The organism is Salinarimonas soli, assembly GCF_008386575.1.
In the GTDB taxonomy this organism is placed as follows: domain Bacteria; phylum Pseudomonadota; class Alphaproteobacteria; order Rhizobiales; family Beijerinckiaceae; genus Salinarimonas_A; species Salinarimonas_A soli.
In genome coordinates this window covers 23,465-38,531 of sequence record NZ_VUOA01000016.1, presented here as the reverse complement: position 1 = coordinate 38,531, position 15,067 = coordinate 23,465, and the positions used below count along the sequence as shown (strand labels likewise).

19 protein-coding genes are annotated in these 15,067 nt (G+C 69.9%); 7 read left to right on the top strand and 12 right to left on the bottom strand.

Annotation, left to right across the window (positions count from 1 at the left end; translation table 11 throughout):
* Positions 1-80: 80 nt before the first annotated feature.
* The 4 genes from F0L46_RS06845 to F0L46_RS06830 form a co-directional block, all read right to left on the bottom strand.
* Positions 81-467: a c-type cytochrome gene (locus F0L46_RS06845; RefSeq protein ID WP_149816316.1), complete on the bottom strand. Its 387-nt coding sequence runs from the start codon at positions 465-467 to the stop codon at positions 81-83.
* Between the two features lie 141 nt (positions 468-608).
* Positions 609-2,042 carry a patatin-like phospholipase family protein gene (locus F0L46_RS06840; RefSeq protein WP_188311882.1) on the bottom strand — a complete coding sequence of 478 codons (1,434 nt, stop codon included), beginning with the start codon at positions 2,040-2,042 and terminating at the stop codon, positions 609-611.
* Between the two features lie 85 nt (positions 2,043-2,127).
* Positions 2,128-2,460: a hypothetical protein gene (locus F0L46_RS06835; protein ID WP_149816314.1), complete on the bottom strand. Its 333-nt coding sequence runs from the start codon at positions 2,458-2,460 to the stop codon at positions 2,128-2,130.
* Entirely contained in the window at positions 2,457-2,945 is a 489-nt protein-coding gene (locus F0L46_RS06830; protein WP_149816313.1) for a YbaK/EbsC family protein, read from the bottom strand. Before F0L46_RS06830 ends, F0L46_RS06835 begins: the two co-directional genes overlap by 4 nt.
* Positions 2,946-3,090: 145 nt before the next feature.
* On the opposite strand from F0L46_RS06830, the gene F0L46_RS06825 reads away from it, so the two are divergent.
* Positions 3,091-4,143 (top strand): histone deacetylase family protein, encoded by a 1,053-nt coding sequence (locus F0L46_RS06825; protein WP_149816312.1) that lies wholly within the window; start codon positions 3,091-3,093, stop codon positions 4,141-4,143.
* Positions 4,144-4,152: 9 nt separating this feature from the next.
* On the opposite strand, the gene F0L46_RS06820 is transcribed toward F0L46_RS06825, so the two are convergent.
* The 3 genes from F0L46_RS06820 to F0L46_RS06810 all read right to left on the bottom strand — a co-directional run bounded on the left by F0L46_RS06820 (position 4,153) and on the right by F0L46_RS06810 (position 5,994).
* A complete protein-coding gene (locus tag F0L46_RS06820; RefSeq protein WP_149816311.1) occupies positions 4,153-4,659 on the bottom strand; it encodes an SRPBCC domain-containing protein in 507 nt (168 codons plus the stop codon).
* Entirely contained in the window at positions 4,649-4,993 is a 345-nt protein-coding gene (locus F0L46_RS06815) for an ArsR/SmtB family transcription factor (RefSeq protein ID WP_149816310.1), read from the bottom strand. Before F0L46_RS06815 ends, F0L46_RS06820 begins: the two co-directional genes overlap by 11 nt.
* A 719-nt stretch (positions 4,994-5,712) precedes the next feature.
* Positions 5,713-5,994 carry an SWIB/MDM2 domain-containing protein gene (locus F0L46_RS06810; RefSeq protein ID WP_149816309.1) on the bottom strand — a complete coding sequence of 94 codons (282 nt, stop codon included), beginning with the start codon at positions 5,992-5,994 and terminating at the stop codon, positions 5,713-5,715.
* Positions 5,995-6,235: 241 nt separating this feature from the next.
* On the opposite strand from F0L46_RS06810, the gene F0L46_RS06805 reads away from it, so the two are divergent.
* Positions 6,236-6,526 carry a hypothetical protein gene (locus tag F0L46_RS06805; protein WP_149816308.1) on the top strand — a complete coding sequence of 97 codons (291 nt, stop codon included), beginning with the start codon at positions 6,236-6,238 and terminating at the stop codon, positions 6,524-6,526.
* A 16-nt stretch (positions 6,527-6,542) separates the two neighbouring features.
* Here F0L46_RS06805 and F0L46_RS06800 read toward each other — a convergent pair whose 3' ends face one another.
* Entirely contained in the window at positions 6,543-7,787 is a 1,245-nt protein-coding gene (locus F0L46_RS06800; RefSeq protein WP_149816307.1) for a cytochrome P450, read from the bottom strand.
* 227 nt (positions 7,788-8,014) lie between these two features.
* On the opposite strand from F0L46_RS06800, the gene F0L46_RS27145 reads away from it, so the two are divergent.
* The 4 genes from F0L46_RS27145 to F0L46_RS06780 all read left to right on the top strand — a co-directional run bounded on the left by F0L46_RS27145 (position 8,015) and on the right by F0L46_RS06780 (position 10,183).
* Entirely contained in the window at positions 8,015-8,305 is a 291-nt protein-coding gene (locus F0L46_RS27145) for a hypothetical protein (RefSeq protein ID WP_306461767.1), read from the top strand.
* Positions 8,302-8,571, top strand: a complete 270-nt coding sequence (locus F0L46_RS06790) for a GlsB/YeaQ/YmgE family stress response membrane protein (protein ID WP_149816305.1) — start codon at positions 8,302-8,304, stop codon at positions 8,569-8,571. The genes F0L46_RS27145 and F0L46_RS06790 overlap by 4 nt, the downstream gene beginning before the upstream one ends.
* A gap of 83 nt (positions 8,572-8,654) precedes the next feature.
* The gene (locus F0L46_RS06785) at positions 8,655-9,290 is read left to right on the top strand and encodes an SGNH/GDSL hydrolase family protein (protein WP_149816304.1); all 636 of its coding nucleotides are present in this window, start codon (positions 8,655-8,657) and stop codon (positions 9,288-9,290) included.
* Between the two features lie 191 nt (positions 9,291-9,481).
* Complete coding sequence (locus tag F0L46_RS06780) at positions 9,482-10,183, top strand: DUF4142 domain-containing protein (protein ID WP_188311881.1); 702 nt, start codon at positions 9,482-9,484, stop codon at positions 10,181-10,183.
* Positions 10,184-10,475: 292 nt separating this feature from the next.
* Here F0L46_RS06780 and ccoP read toward each other — a convergent pair whose 3' ends face one another.
* The 4 genes from ccoP to ccoN are packed head-to-tail and all read right to left on the bottom strand — an operon-like array spanning position 10,476 to position 13,904.
* Positions 10,476-11,357 (bottom strand): cytochrome-c oxidase, cbb3-type subunit III, encoded by an 882-nt coding sequence (gene ccoP / locus F0L46_RS06775; protein ID WP_149816302.1) that lies wholly within the window; start codon positions 11,355-11,357, stop codon positions 10,476-10,478.
* A gap of 4 nt (positions 11,358-11,361) precedes the next feature.
* Complete coding sequence (locus F0L46_RS06770; protein WP_149816301.1) at positions 11,362-11,514, bottom strand: cbb3-type cytochrome c oxidase subunit 3; 153 nt, start codon at positions 11,512-11,514, stop codon at positions 11,362-11,364.
* Between the two features lie 12 nt (positions 11,515-11,526).
* Complete coding sequence (gene ccoO / locus F0L46_RS06765; RefSeq protein ID WP_149816300.1) at positions 11,527-12,264, bottom strand: cytochrome-c oxidase, cbb3-type subunit II; 738 nt, start codon at positions 12,262-12,264, stop codon at positions 11,527-11,529.
* 11 nt (positions 12,265-12,275) lie between these two features.
* Positions 12,276-13,904 carry a cytochrome-c oxidase, cbb3-type subunit I gene (ccoN, locus tag F0L46_RS06760; RefSeq protein ID WP_149816299.1) on the bottom strand — a complete coding sequence of 543 codons (1,629 nt, stop codon included), beginning with the start codon at positions 13,902-13,904 and terminating at the stop codon, positions 12,276-12,278.
* Between the two features lie 232 nt (positions 13,905-14,136).
* Between ccoN and purU the strand changes: the two genes are divergently transcribed.
* Entirely contained in the window at positions 14,137-14,979 is an 843-nt protein-coding gene (gene purU / locus F0L46_RS06755) for a formyltetrahydrofolate deformylase (RefSeq protein WP_149816298.1), read from the top strand.
* Positions 14,980-15,067: the final 88 nt, after the last annotated feature.

The window sequence follows — 15,067 nt, the reverse complement described above, 5'->3', positions numbered from 1 at the left end:
AGGTTCCTCTCGTCCTCCCAGCGAAGGTGACTTGAAGGCGGCCTCGGCCGCCTTCCCTGTTTTTGGAACGAGCGTGCCGTTCAGGGCACCTTGTTGCCGGACGCGTCGAAGGACTTGAGGTAGGCGACGAGGTCGTTGATGCGCTGCTCGTCCTTCAGGCCCGCATACACCATCTTGGTGCCAGGCACCTTGGCGCGCGGGTCCTTGATGTACTCGCGGAAGGTGGCCTCGTCCCAAGTCAGCCCTGAGTTCTTGTTCGCGGGCGAGTAGTTGTAGCCCTCGACGCTGCCCGAGTGCCGGCCGATCACGCCGTTGAGCTGGGGGCCGACCGCGTTCTTGGCCGTCGGGCCGATCTGGTGGCAGGCGCGGCACTGCGCGAACACCTTCTCTCCAGCGGCGGCGTCCTGGGCCTGGGCTGCGGTGCCGAAAGCGAGGAGCGAGACGGCGGCAAGCGTGACTCGAAGCATCGGGTTCTCCTGGGGATGGCCGGGGGTGCCGTCCCGTGCGCCGGGCGCGGCTCCAGGAGCCGGCCTCAGGGTTCTGCTCGGCTTTCGCGCTCGAGGCAAGGCTTGGGCCCGGGGCCGGAGGCGCTCCCTCGACGACGCGACCTACAGCCCCGCCTCCCCCACCCGCTTGATGCCGCTGCGCCGCACGAACTCGCGGAAGGTCGGGTTGTTGCGCACCGCCGCCGCGCCCGCGTCGATCACCATCTCGCGGATCGCTGGCTCCAGGACGAAGCGGGTCGGCACGGCGTCGAGGAGCGGCTTCACCTGCGGCCCGGCATCCTCGAAGGTGACGCGGCCGATGGAGAAGGTCACGTCCCGGCAATTCCAGCCCTGGAGCGAGCCGCGCAGGCGGCGGACCTCGGCGGGGGAGAGCGAGCAGCGCCACTGCTTCATCTCCTCCTCCCAGTCGCGCATCACGGCGCGCAGGTAGTCGTAGCCGCGATAGGTGGCGCCGACGATCGCCGCGTCCGTGAGCGCGTTGACGAGGTCGCCCACGCCCGGCGCCTTCAGCTCCCGCGACCAGTCGCCCGCGGGGCCGCGCCCGGAATCGATCACGAGGAACAGGAAGCGCTTGAGCCTCGCCCCCTGCTCGGCCGTGAGCGGGACGTGCCCCCGGTCGCGGTTGGTGCGCATGATGGCGAGCGGGTGGACCCCGAAATTGTCCGTGATGCCGCCGTCGAGGAGCTTCACGTAGCGGTGCGCCGCGGGATCGTCGCGCAGGCGGGTCAGGGCCTGGGCGCTCGCCCGCAGCATGGCGGCCGAGCCGCTGTCGGCAAGCGCGCGCTGCATGAACATCGGCACACGGCTGCCGCAGGTGGCGCCGAAATTCTCCACGTTCACCGGCAGGAACACGCCGGGCACCGCCGCCGAGGCCGCCACCGCCTCCGAGAGCCGCACGGTCGAGAGATCGCTGCAGATGGCGCTGAAGGTGATCGGCTCGAAGACGAAGGGCACCCGGTTGTAGAGGTCGGAGGCCGTGACCCAGACCACCGGCCGGCGGCGGGCGAAGAGGTCGGCGTAGGTGGCGCCCTCGAACAGGTTGTCGTCGAGCCAGCGCGGGAAGCGGGAGCGGTCGTTGAGCCCGCCGGCGCTGAGCACCTTCACCACGTTGCCGATGGAGACCTGGGTGTCAAAGCCCTCCTCGGCGTTGCGCTCGAGGAAGCGGCGGCGAAACTCCGGCAGCCCCTCCCGGCCCTTGAGCCCGAAATAGGCCGCCGTCACCGAGCCGCCCGACACGCCGCCGACGAGCTCGATCGATTCGGTGAGGGGCTGCAGGCCGGCGCGGGTCTGGACGCGGTAGGCATCGAGCTCCTGGAGCGCGCCATAGGTGTAGGCCGCTGCCCGCATGCCCCCGCCCGAGAAGGCGAGGCCCACATAGGTCTCGTCGTGGACGGGATCGCCGAAGGTCCAGTTGCCCTGCTGCCTCGAATCGCCGATCGGCGCGTTGATGGGCAGGTTCAGCGCCTCGCTCGCGCAGGCCGCGAGGCCGAGAACGGCCGCGAACGCCGCCGCCCTGATCAAACGTCCCGGTTCCATGCGATCCGCGCCCCCGCCCGGCATGGCACGTGCCCCGGCAGAAGCGTGGCGGTCCGTGCGCGGGCGCACGTCCGGCCGGGTCACGCTACGCCCGCCCACCGGGAATGACCCGCAGGCCGATCCCGTCGATGGCCTCGCTTCGCTTCCGTTCCAGGTCCGCGATCTCGGCGAGGGTCTGGTCGAGCGAGCTGCTGCTCGATCCTGCCATGGCGAAGCCGCCCAGCGCGCCGGCAAGCCCGACGACGAGGGCCGTGGGCGGCAGGCCCAGAATGCCTGTGAGCGTCACGACCACGAGCGCCGCGCCGCCCCAGGCCGCGATCCGCCCGGCGAGGACGAGCTTGCGGCTGCGCTCGGCGGCTTCCGCGAGCTCCTCGATACGCTCCTCGATGTCGCCGATCAGATCATGGGCGTCGCTCATGGGGCGCCGGCTGCCTCCGCGTTCCGGTCCTGGCAGACGTCGACCCACACCGCGCCCGTGATCGCGGCCATGCGCTCGGGGGCGATGCGCACGGCGGCGTTGATCGCGCCCGCCGCCGGAACCACCTCGTCGGATCCCTTGAGCGAGACGTCGCAATAGATCGGCAGCGGGGTCGCGAGGCCGAAGGGGCAGACGCCGCCCACCGGATGCCCCGTGAGAGCCTGCACCTCATCGGGGCTGGGCATCGACGCCTTGCCTCCGAAGGCCGCCTTGACCTTGCGGTTGTCGAGGCGCGCGTCCCCCCGCGCCACCACGAGGAGAACGCGCTCGCCGACCCGCAGGGACAGGGTTTTGGCGATGCGGCCGGGCTCGACACCGTGGGCCGCGGCGGCCTCGGCCACGGTCGCCGTCGAGGTGGGCAGCTCGATCACCGCGAGGTCGGGCGCCTTCTCGGCAAGGAACGCGCGGACCGACTCGAGGCTCATGCTGGGGCTCCTGGCTCCGGGCTGCCCCTACATCTCAGACCCGGCCTCTTTCGGGAAGCCCCCGGCCCTCCTAGCCTGTCCCGCGGCCCCTGGACGCGATTCGTCGCATCGCGCCCGATCGCCTCCCTCGCGCCGAGGAGCCCGGATGAACCTCTATTTCGACGAGCGCCAGCTCCTCCACCGCCCGACCCAGTTCATGGTGCATGGACGCCTCGTCACCCCCGTCGAGAACCCCGACCGGGCGCAGGCTCTGCTCCGGGGCCTGGAGGCCCTCGGCTTCTCCCGCGCGCCCGTGCCCGATGCCGGGCTCGACCCGATCCACGCGGTGCACGCGGACCATTACGTCGCGTTCCTGCGGGAGGCCTACGAGGCGTTCCAGCTGCTGCCGAACGCAGGGCCGGAGGTGATGCCCAACATCCATCCCCACGTCTCGGCGGCGCCCGACTTCGCCCCGCGCGGGCGTCCGCGGCCGACGGGGATCGTCGGGCGGGCGGGCTGGTATATGGGCGACCTCTCCTCCGGCATGACGGCCGACACGTTCACAGCGGCCTATGCCTCGGCCCAGAGCGCCATCGCGGCCGCGGGGGCGGTGCGCGACGGGATGGGGGCCGCGTTCGCCGCGTGCAGGCCCCCGGGCCACCACGCCTATGCCGACCGCGCCTCGGGCTTCTGCTTCCTCAACAACAGCGCCATCGCGGCGGGCGTCCTGCGCGCCCGCTTCGCCCGGGTCGCGATCCTCGACATCGACACCCATCACGGCGACGGGACGCAGGCGATCTTCTACCGCCGCGCCGATGTCCTGACCGCGTCGGTCCACACGGACCCTTCCGCCTATTACCCGCATTTCGTGGGCTATGCGGACGAGCGGGGCGCGGGCGAGGGAGAAGGCTTCAACCTCAACGTCCCCCTGCCCGAGGGCTCCGGCGACGAGGCCTACGTGGCGGGCGTCGAGCGCATCGCGGAGGCGGCCCGAGCCTTCGGCGCGGAGGCGATCGTGGTGGCGGCGGGCTGGGACGCGCATCGGGCCGACCCGCTCTCGCGTCTTGCCGTCACCTCGGGGTCTTACGCGCGGCTCGGCCGGATCATCGGCGGGCTCGGGCTCCCGACATTGGTCGTCCAGGAAGGCGGCTACTCCCTCGCCGCCGTGGAAGAGGCCGCCCCGCTCTTCGTCGGCGCCCTGCGGGACGCGCTTGGCTAGAGGCCGGCGCTAGCCGGCCGCCAGGAGCGGGAGCAGCTCGTCCAGCCGCTCCATCGTCGAGGCCATGCCGCCCTCCAGGCCCATCTCGATCACCTTCTGCAGGTCCTCGGGCGAGGCGTAGCGCACGACCGTCGTGACGAGGGTCCGATCGGACAACTCCGCGAAGGTGACGGTCCAATCGGACCGCGGCATGCCGGGGTTGACCGTGCCGGCCTCGTCGCAGAAGCCGTCCTTCGCCGTGTAGCCGTCGATGGGATCGATGGTCCCATAGTCGAGCCGGTTCCAGAAGTGATGGCCGTCCGGTGTGACCATGGCGTAATGCCAGTAGCCGCCGTCGCGGAAGTCCATGTGCCGGGTCCGGGTCGTGAGGCCCTTCGGCGCGAACCAGCGGTCGAGCAGGTCCTGCTTCGTATGGCAATCCCAGACCAGCTGGCGCTTTGCATCGAACTCGCGCGCGACCGTGATCCGCGCATTTGCCCTGTCAGGCGTGAAATCGAACCGAAGATCAGGCTTCATCGTCGTCCCCCTTGATGCTCGCCAGGAGCGTGTCGAGATTGTCGTACCGGCTCTGCCAGAGCCGATGCTGCTCACCGAACCAGCGCTCCGCCGCGATCAGGCGGTCCCGATCGAGCGCGCATGTCCGCACCCGCCCCGTCTTGCGGGACACGATGAGGCGCGATCGTTCGAGCACGCCGATGTGCTTCATGAACGACGGCAGGGCCATATCGAACGGCTCCGCCAACTCGCTCACCGTCGCCGCGCCCCTGCCGAGGCGTTCGAGCACGGCCCTGCGCGTCGGATCCGCCAGCGCATGGAACACGTCGTCTAACACGACCGAATGCTTATCCATGTGGCTAACCATAGGCTCGCGCATCGGTTAGGTCAACGGCTAACTTTGCTTGCACTGGATCCCGTTGACCTCGCCGATGGGGCGTCGCAAGCGCTGCAGCTGCGGCATTCCGCATCTTGCGGCGCCGCTCTGCGCCCGCAGTGAGGAGCTTGGGGGTCCGTGCGGTATCCCTGCGGGCGATTGGCGCCGCACCGGTGCGGCACGTTCCGTTCGAACATTTGGCGGAACACGCCCGCGCCCTGGAAGCGCCCATGGCAGGGTTTGCTGGGTGCCGAGCGTGCGCCACGGGCGCGTCGGGCGGCAAAAGCGGCGAAAGGCGAGGCCGCGGCAGAGGTCGTCGTGCAGCCTGCGCGCCGCCATGATGCCGACAAGGCGGCCGATCAGAAGCCACGGCGCGTGGGAGGGGCGCCCCCACGGCAATGGTGCCGGGCGAGCGCATCGCACGTCTCGCCCATGCCTGGCACGCGATCAATCGGGCGCAGGATATGCCTGGCGCGGAGCATCGCTCTCGACGCCGGCCATCGCGCATCACTGCCGCCTCACCCGGTCCGCCGAGGCGGGAACCGCCGGAATCACGAACGGCTCACGCCGCCTTGTGCAAGTGGCCCGGCCGCCCGCGCCTCCGTGCGCAAACGACGACGTCCCGGCGCGATCGCGGTCGCCACCGGGGTTCGGACGGTCCGTCGGGACGCGGCGGGCTCACCCGCCGCGCATTCCGCTCACTTCAGGTGCTGGGCGATGTACTTGTTCATCTCGAACATCGTGACCTTGTCACGGCCGAAGACGGGCTTCAGCTTGTCGTCGGCGATGATCTCGCGGGCGTTCTCGGGATTCTGGAGCTTGTTGCTCTTGATGTAGGCCCAGATCTTGCTGACGACCTCGCCGCGCGGCATGGGGCCGGCGCCGACCACGGCTGCGAGCTCCTTGGACGGGGTAAGCGGCTGCTGGAGCGCGTTCGGCTTCTTGCCGGCGCTGTCCTTGGTCGTGGGCTTCGTGGCCATGTTTCGCCTCCTGGTGCGATGGGTCCTGCGCTGGGTCAGCGACTCGGACAACTTGGACGCAGCTTGACGGTTCCCACAAGAGCGGCGCGAGCGCAATCCACAAGTGAGACGCGATTCCTTGACGTGCGATCGGCCTCGGGCAGGGGTGTCTGCGCGCTGGGCCTATTTTCCGCGCCCCGCCGTCGAACGATATGGCGCCGCACGGGTTGAGGCGGGCCCCATCGGCACAAGGAGAGACGCCATGAAGCCAGTTCTCGCCGCTCTCGCGGCCGCAGCCCTGATGTCCTTCATGATCCCCGGCGCGGCCTCCGCCCGGAGCGAGGCGGGCCCGGTCCGGGCCGAGCCGCCCGCCGAATGGGCGCAGGCCTGCTCGGTCCGCCGGGTGCGCACCGTCCGTCCGAACGGGCGCGTCGTGGTCCGCGTCGTCCGCGACTGCCGCCCGCGCCGCGTCGAGCGCTGCCGGGTCGAGCGCCAGCAAGTGGTCCGCCCCAACGGCCGGGTGGTCAACCGCACCGTCCGCACCTGCCGCTGACCCGCCCCGCGCCGCCTTACGCGGCGGCGCGGACGTTGCGCATGACGAAGCGGCTGTTGGGCAGGGCGGGCATCCGGCCGAGATCGATCCCCAGGTCCTGGTCGGGCACGTCGTAGGTCATCTCCCGCGTCAGCCCCCGGACGACGGTCTTCAGCTGCTCGATGAGCAGCCATTCGCCGGGGCAGCGATGCGTGTCGGCATGGTCGCCGCCGCCCTGGGGGATCATGTCGTAGGAGCCGATCGCGCGGCCGCGGAAGCGGTCGGGCCTGAACGCGTCCGGCTCCTCCCACGTCCGCCCGTCGCGGTTCGTGCCGTAGAGGTCGATGAGCACCCAATCGTCCTTGCCGAACTCGTGCCCGCGCCAGGAGAACGGCTCGATCACGCGTCCGCCGATAAGCGGGATGAAGGGATAAAACCGGCGCACCTCCTGGACAAAGAGCTCGAGGTCCTCGTCCGACGCCCTGAGCCGCTCCCGCCAGGCCGGGTTCAGGTGCAGGGCATGCGCCGCGTAGGCGACGAAGCGGGCATTGGCCACCGTGGGGCGCAGCACGTTGATGAGCTCCACGGCGGCGACGGGCACGGGCAGGAGCTCGCCGTCGCGGTCGCGGTGGTGGGCCACCACATGGGCCGCGCTGCCCTCCGGCACCGCGAGCTCGCCTGAGCGGATCCGCCGGATGACCCCGCGCATCCAGCGCTCGGTGCGAAAGCGCATGGCGTGGCCGCGCCAGTTGCGCGGGCCGACCGAGCCCGTCCCCTCGACCATGGCCTCGAACTCGCGCGCCCGCTGCGCCACCTCGTCTCCCTGGAGCGGCAGGCCCGCCCATTCGCAGATCGCGCCGCACAGCGGCTCATGGGCCGCGTGGAACAGGGCCACCTCGTCCCTCCGCTCCCAGGCCCGCACGCCAGCGCGCCAGTGCTCGGCGGTGCGCTCGGCGATGCCCTCGAGGCGGCCGGGGCCCATGATGGCGAGGAACATCGCCTTGCGGCGCCGGTGATCGTCGCCGTCGAGCGTGATGACGCTGCCCACGTCCTGGATGAGGGTGAGCGTGGTGATCGGCATGCCGCCGCGCCGGGTGAACCGGTCGCGCCGGTAGAACTGCGCGGCGGCCTCCGGACCGGACATGCAGACCGCCTTCGTGAACATGAGCCGCGTCTCGAACAGGTCCGAGCCGAGGCGCCGGCAGCGCTCGGGAATGAAGGCGTAGCCCTCACGCAGGAGGGCGAGCGTGCTGTCGGGGCTCGGGTCCCGGGGGATCGGCATGAGGGCTCCAGGGCTGGTCTGAGGGGCAGGCGCGGGGACAAGCGCCGGGACTCGCTTTGGTTGCCGCCGGGTCGGCCCCGAAACCCGCCCGGAATGGCCCTCGCGCCTAGGCCAAGGTTCGGAACCTGCGCGCGATTGCCGCGTTCGGCCTAGGAACGATGGAGATCGACGTGACCTCAGCCAGCGACTTGCTCGACCCCATTTTCGGGGGGGAGCGCAATCTCTCGATGACCCAGCGCGGTCTCTACATCGCAGGGGGTCTCGGCCTCGCGGCCGCCGCCGCGCAGCCGCGCCCCAACCCGCTCCTCAACCTGCTCGCCCTGGCGGGCGGCGCCTATCTCGTGCTCAGCGGCTATCAGGGCCACTGCCCCGTGAAGGCGGCGCTCGTCGACGGCGGGGCGGACGGCTCGATGATCGGCCGGCAGGGCGGGTCCCGCATGACCCACGAGGATCGGGGCCGCCAGCCGATCCCCTCGACCCGCACCAACACTGCCTCTCACGGAGCCCACACGTCATGAGCATCATCTGGACCATCATCATAGGCTTCATCGCCGGCATTATCGCCAAGCTGATCATGCCCGGCCGCAACGAGCCGTCGGGCTTCATCCTGACGACGCTGCTCGGCATCGTCGGCGCCGTCGTCGCCACCTATCTGGGCCAGGCCATCGGCTGGTATCGGGCGGGCGAGGGCGCGGGCCTCATCGGCTCGATCGTCGGCGCCATCGTCGTGCTGTTCATCTACGGCATGATCGCCGGCCGCCGCAGCACGCACACCACCTACTGAGCCGGCGCACCGCGCCTGTCCGATCGGCCGCCTTCCCCTCGGGAGGCGGCCTTTTTCATGCCCCCTCGCGCACCGGTCGGCCCGTGACCCACATCGTTCTCCTCGGCGATTCCATCTTCGACAACGCCGCCTATGTGGCCGGCGGCCCCGACGTGGTGCGCCAGTTGCGCGCCCGGCTCGGGCCCGGCAGCGAGGCGAGCCTCCGGGCGATCGACGGCGACGTCACCCGGGGCGTCGCGCGCCAGCTGGAGCGCATCCCCGCGGAGGCGACGCATCTCGTGGTGAGCGTCGGCGGCAACGACGCCCTGCGCCACACGGGCGCCTTTCAGGAGCGCGCGGGCACGGTCGGCGAGGCGTTGGCGCGGGTCGGCGGGATCGTGCGCGGCTTCGCGGGCGATTACGACTCCATGCTCGACGCCGTGACGGCCCGCGGCCTGCCCACGATCGTGTGCACGATCTACGACCCGCGCTTCCCCGATCCGCTCCAGCGCCGCCTCGCGATCCTGGGCCTCGCGCTGTGCAACGACGCCATCCTGCGCGCCGCCACCGCCCGGGGCGTGCCGGTTCTCGACCTGCGGCTCGTATGCGACGCCGACGAGGACTTCGCCAACCCGATCGAGCCCTCGACGAAGGGCGGCGACAAGATCGCGGCGGCCATCGCACGTGCCGTAACGGAACATTCCTTCGGTCGGCGCCGCACCGAGGTCTTCGCGCGGTGACGATGCAAGATTTGCTCAACCAATACTGCCAGGCTTCATTGCGCGCGAGGGTTTGGCGCGGGTTGCGAGGGAACTGTGCAGGTGAAAGCCCGTTGGTTGCACGACATCGGCTTGCGAGGCGCCCGCCCGGCGGACGCCGCGTCGGCCGATCGACAACAGGTCCCAAGGACCGCCGCGCAACAGGAGCCGTTATGAAAAAGCAGATCGCTCTCGCCGCCCTCATGGCAGCGCTCGCCTCCCCCGTCCTCGCCCAGGGCATGGCGGTGGCACCCGCGCCGATGGCTATGCCGATGACCGCGGAAGGCTACCGCCAGATGTCCCTGATCTCCGACTCGTTCGAGATTCAGACGAGCGCGCTCGCCCTCGAGCGTTCGCGCAATCCCCGGGTGCGCCGTCACGCGCAGACGATGATCCAGCACCACGCGATGACCACCCAGATGCTGCTGCCGGCCGCCCAGGCGAGCGCCGGCGTCGGCACGGGCTCCAGCGCCTTGGTGGGCGCGGGCGTGGGCGCGCTGGTGGCCGGCCCGGTCGGCGCCGTGGTGGGTGCCGGCGTGGGCGCGGCCTCGGGCGCCGCCACGGGCGGCATGACCGCCGACCAGACCGGCTCGGTCGCCGGCGGACGCCAGGCTCCCATCGTCGTGGCCCAGCTCGACGCCCGCCACGCCGCCATGCTGGCCCAGCTCCAGGGCCTCCAGGGCGCGTCGTTCGACGCGGCCTACGGCCAGATGCAGTATGCCTCGCACCAGGAGGCGCTCGCCATGCACATGGCCTTCGCCCAGAATGGCACGGACCCGAACCTGCGCGCCTTCGCGGCCCAGACGGCCCCCGTCGTCGAGCAGCACATCGCCATGTCGTCCCGCCTGCCGGGCGTTCGCAACCGCGCGCGCTAAGGCTCAAGGGCACCTCTGAAACGGGAACGGCGGGCCGCAAGGCCCGCCGTTTTCATGTGTGGCTCGCCTCTCCCGGATGGGAGAGGGGTTGGGGTGAGGGTGCACGCCGAGAGGTTTACCTCACCTCTCCGGTTGTCATGGCCTGGCTTGACCCGGCCATCCAGTCGAGGCGTGGGGCTGGGTCCCCGGGTCAGGCCCGGGGATGACGGTGGTGAGGCGGAGACGTCACATGTAACGCCCAGCGTACTCCCTCACCCCCGGCCCCTCTCCCATCCGGGAGAGGGGAGAGCCCCTACTTCGTCCCGCCCCCCAGCGTGTGCACGTAGACCGTCAGCGCCTTGATGGTCGCCTCGTCGAGGCGGCCGGTCCAGGCGGGCATGACGCCGCCGCGGCCGTTGGTGAGGGTCTCGACGACCGCGGCCTTCTCCGAGCCGTAGAGCCAGATGCCGTCGGTGAGGTTGGGGGCGCCCATCTCCTTGTTGCCGGCGCCCTTGTCGCCGTGACAGGCGGCGCAGTTGGCGGCGAACAGGGTCTCGCCACGCTTCAGGTCGGCCTTGGGCTCGACGGGCAGCCCCGCGATCGAGCGCACGTAGTCGGCCAGCACCACGGCCTCGTCGCGCTTGAGGATGCCGTCGCGGACGAAGGCGGGCATGGCGCCGGCGCGGGCCTGGTCGTGACCCGACCGGATGCCGTACTGGATCGTCTGCTGCACCTCGGCCAGCGTCCCGCCCCACAGCCAGTCGTCGTCGTTGAGGTTCGGGTAGCCCTTGGCGCCGCCCGCTCCCACGCCGTGGCAGGCGGCGCAATTGTCGGCGAAGGCCGCCTTGCCGGCGGCGCGGGCGAAGGTGAGCATCGTGGGGTTGCCGGCGATCTCCTCCAGGGACGCGCTCTTGAGGACGTCGAGCCGCGCGCCGCGCTGCTGGCTCAAAGCCGCGAGGTCCCGCTCCACCGCCGAGCGGGTGTTCCAGCCGAACAGGCCGCCCGTCGCGGAGTGGATCAGGGGGATCGCCGGATAGGCGATCGCGTAGAGCAGCGCCCAGACGATCGTCACGTAGAACACGTTGAGCCACCAGCGCGGCAGCGGGTTGTTCAGCTCGCGAATTCCGTCCCACTCGTGGGCGGTGGTGGGGACGCCGGTCGCGGCGTCGACGGGGTTAGCGTTCGGATGTGCCATGGCCTTAGTCCTCGAGGAGCGGGCGGCGGGCCGCCTCGTCGAACGTGACCCGGTTCGACGGCAGGAGGGCGTAGAGGACGGCGAGGGCGAAGCCGGAGATGAAGGCGATCATCCCCCAGGTCTGCGCGATCCCCGCCAGGAACGTGTAGGTGCTCATGATGCTCTCCCCTCAGCGAACGTTGGCCTTGCCGTCGTACTTCTTGAAGTCGACGAGCGTGCCCAGCATCTGCAGGTAGGCGACGAGCGCGTCGCCCTCGGAAACCTCGCCCGTGCGGTTGCCCGTGTAGTTGCGGGCGACGGCCTTCGGGTAGCGGGCCTGGAGCTTCGGGGCGTCCGGATCGTCGGCCGCGGCCTGGATCTGCACGTCGGCCTTGGCGTGCGCGATCATCTCCGGCGTGTAGGGCACGCCCGACACCGACTGCACCTTCATGTCGCTCTCGATGTGCCGGTAGTCGAGCGGCGTGGCGAACAGGAAGGCGTAGGCCGGCATGATCGAGGTCGGCACCACGGCGCGCGGGTCCTTCAGGTGCTCCACGTGCCAGTCGTCCGAGTACTTGCTGCCGACGCGGGCGAGGTCCGGGCCGATGCGCTTGGAGCCCCATTGGAAAGGCTTGTCGTACATGGACTCGGCGGCGAGCGAGTAATGGCCGTAGCGCTCGACCTCGTCCCGCATGGGGCGGATCATCTGGCTGTGGCAGTTGTAGCAGCCCTCGCGGACATAGATGTTGCGGCCGGCGAGCTCGAGGGGCGTGTAGGGACGCATCCCCTCCACCGTCTCGATCGTGTTCTTGAGGTAGAAGAGGGGGGCGATCTCCACGAGGCCGCCGATGGCGACGACCACGAGGATGCCGGCGATGAGGATGATCGAGTTCTTCTCGAAGATCGCGTGCTTGTTCCAGACGGACATGGGTTCCCTCCTCACTCGGCCGGGACGAGAGCGCCGGCGGCGCGGGGTTCGGCGGCGGTCGAGGGCGACCGCACGGTCATGTAGAGGTTGAAGGCCATGATCAGGCTGCCCAGGAGGAACAGCACGCCGCCCAGCGCCCGGATCACGTAGAGCGGGTGGGTGGCGTCGATCGACTCGATGAACGAGTACTCGAGGAAGCCCAGCGCATTGTAGGCGCGCCACATCAGGCCCTGCATGATGCCTGCCACCCACATCGCCGAGATGTAGAGGACGATGCCGAGCGTCGAGACCCAGAAGTGCCAGGAGACCAGGCGCAGGGAGTAGAGCCGCTCGCGGTTCCACAGCCAGGGCACGAGGCAGTAGATGGCGCCGAAGGACACGTAGGCCACCCAGCCGAGCGCGCCGGAATGCACGTGGCCGATGGTCCAGTCGGTGTAGTGGGACAGGCCGTTCACCGCCTTGATCGACATCATCGGGCCCTCGAAGGTCGACATGCCGTAGAAGGCGAGCGACACGACCATGAGGCGCAGGACCGGGTCGGTGCGCAGCTTGTCCCATGCGCCCTGGAGCGTCAGGAGGCCGTTGATCATGCCGCCCCAGGAGGGCATCCACAGCATGATCGAGAACACCATGCCCAGCGTCTGGGCCCAGTCGGGCAGCGCCGTGTAGTGCAGGTGGTGGGGGCCCGCCCAGATGTAGAGGAAGATCAGCGCCCAGAAGTGGATGATGGAGAGGCGGTAGGAATAGACCGGCCGCTCGGCGCGCTTGGGGATGAAGTAGTACATGATGGCGAGGAAGCCGGCGGTGAGGAAGAAGCCCACCGCGTTGTGGCCGTACCACCACTGCACCATGGCGTCCTGCACGCCCGCCCACACGATGTAGGACTTCGGGCTGAAGATCGAGACGGGGATCGCGGCGTTGTTGACGATGTGGAGCATCGCGATCGTGACGATGAAGGCGAGGTAGAACCAGTTCGCCACGAAGATGTGCGGCTCCTTGCGCTTCCAGATCGTGCCCAGGAAGACGAGGAGGTAGGCGACCCACACCACCGTCAGGAACAGGTCGGCGTACCACTCGGGCTCGGCGTATTCCTTGCCCTGCGTAATGCCGAGCAGGTAGCCGGTGCCGGCGACGACGATGAAGAAGTTGTAGCCCAGCACCACGAACCAGGGGGCGACGTCGCCCGCCAGCCGCGCCCGGCAGGTGCGCTGCACCACGTAGAAGGACGAGGCGATGAGCACGTTGCCGCCGAAGGCGAAGATCACGGCGGACGTGTGCAGCGGCCGCAGGCGCCCGAACGCGATCTGCGCGATGTCGAGGTTCACCACCGGATAGGCGAGCTGGAACGCGATGATGCAGCCGATCAGGAAGCCCGCGATACCCCAGAGCATGGACGCCGTGACCGCGAACTTCACGGGGCCGAAATTGTAGTTCGGCTTGCCCGCGATCTCCTGCGGCGGAAGCTCGGCCGGGCGCTCGTAATAGCGGTTGATCACCGCGAACACGCCGGCGACGCTCGCTGCGGCGAAGAGATAGGCATGGAAGGCGTAGGCGGCCGTGTGGGCCCCCGACGCGATGATGATGGAGAGCAGCGCGAGCAGCCCGAGCGCGACGGCCGTCCCGCCCTCACCCGTCGTCATCCGCTTGCCCGGAGCGGTCGGAAATGTGCCTGCCGAGGCCATGTGGGTTCCCCGATTTGGAGCCGTTCGCCCAGGGTTCCCCGGACGTTGCCCCTTTCATCGGACCTCCCGCGAGCCGCCTCCTTGATGTGGATCAAGCATCGGGAACGCTACGGAGGGGAACGCCCCCCTCTCCCATGGGGAGAGGGGAGCCCCCCGTTGACTCCCCCTGCCCCACCGGTCAGAAGCCCGCATGCCCTCCTACATCCTCACCCTCTCCTGCCCCAACCGCATCGGCATCGTGGCCGCAGTCGCGGGATTCCTCGCCGAGCGCCAGGGCGACATCCTGGAAAGCGCGCAGTTCGACGACCGGGCCTCGGGCCGGTTCTTCATGCGGGTGCGCTTCGAGATCGAGGCAGGGGAGGACGAACTCAACCGGGCCTTCGCGCCCGTTGCCGAGGGGTTCAGGATGGAGTGGCTGCTCGCGGATGCTGGCCGGCGTCCGCGGCTGCTCATCCTCGTGTCGAAGTTCGGGCACTGCCTCAACGACCTGCTCTACCGCTACGGGTCGGGGCTCGTGAAGGCCGACATCGCCGCCGTGGTGTCGAACCACCGCGACTTCTACCGGCTCGCCGCGTCCTACGACGTGCCCTTCCACCACCTGCCCGTCACGGCCGAGACGAAGGCGGTGCAGGAGCGCAAGATCCTGGAGCTTGTCGAGGAGGAGCGCATCGACTGCGTGGTGCTCGCCCGCTACATGCAGATCCTGTCCCGCGACCTGTGCGTCGCCCTGTCGGGACGGGCCATCAACATCCACCACTCGTTCCTGCCGAGCTTCAAGGGCGCCGCGCCCTACACCCAGGCCCATGCCCGCGGCGTGAAGCTCATCGGCGCCACGGCGCATTACGTGACGCCCGACCTCGACGAGGGGCCGATCATCGAGCAGGACGTGGTCCGGGTCGACCACACCATGACCCCCGACGACCTCATGGCGGCGGGCCGCGACGTGGAATGCTCGGTGCTGGCGCGGGCGGTCCGCTTCCACATCGAGCGCCGGGTGCTGCCGAACGGCAACCGGACGGTGGTCTTCCGCTGACTCCCCTCTCCCGGATGGGACAGAAATGCAGGAAGTGCCAGGGAGTGAGGGTGCACGCCGGAAGGTTCGCTCCTGCACCTCCGCTTGT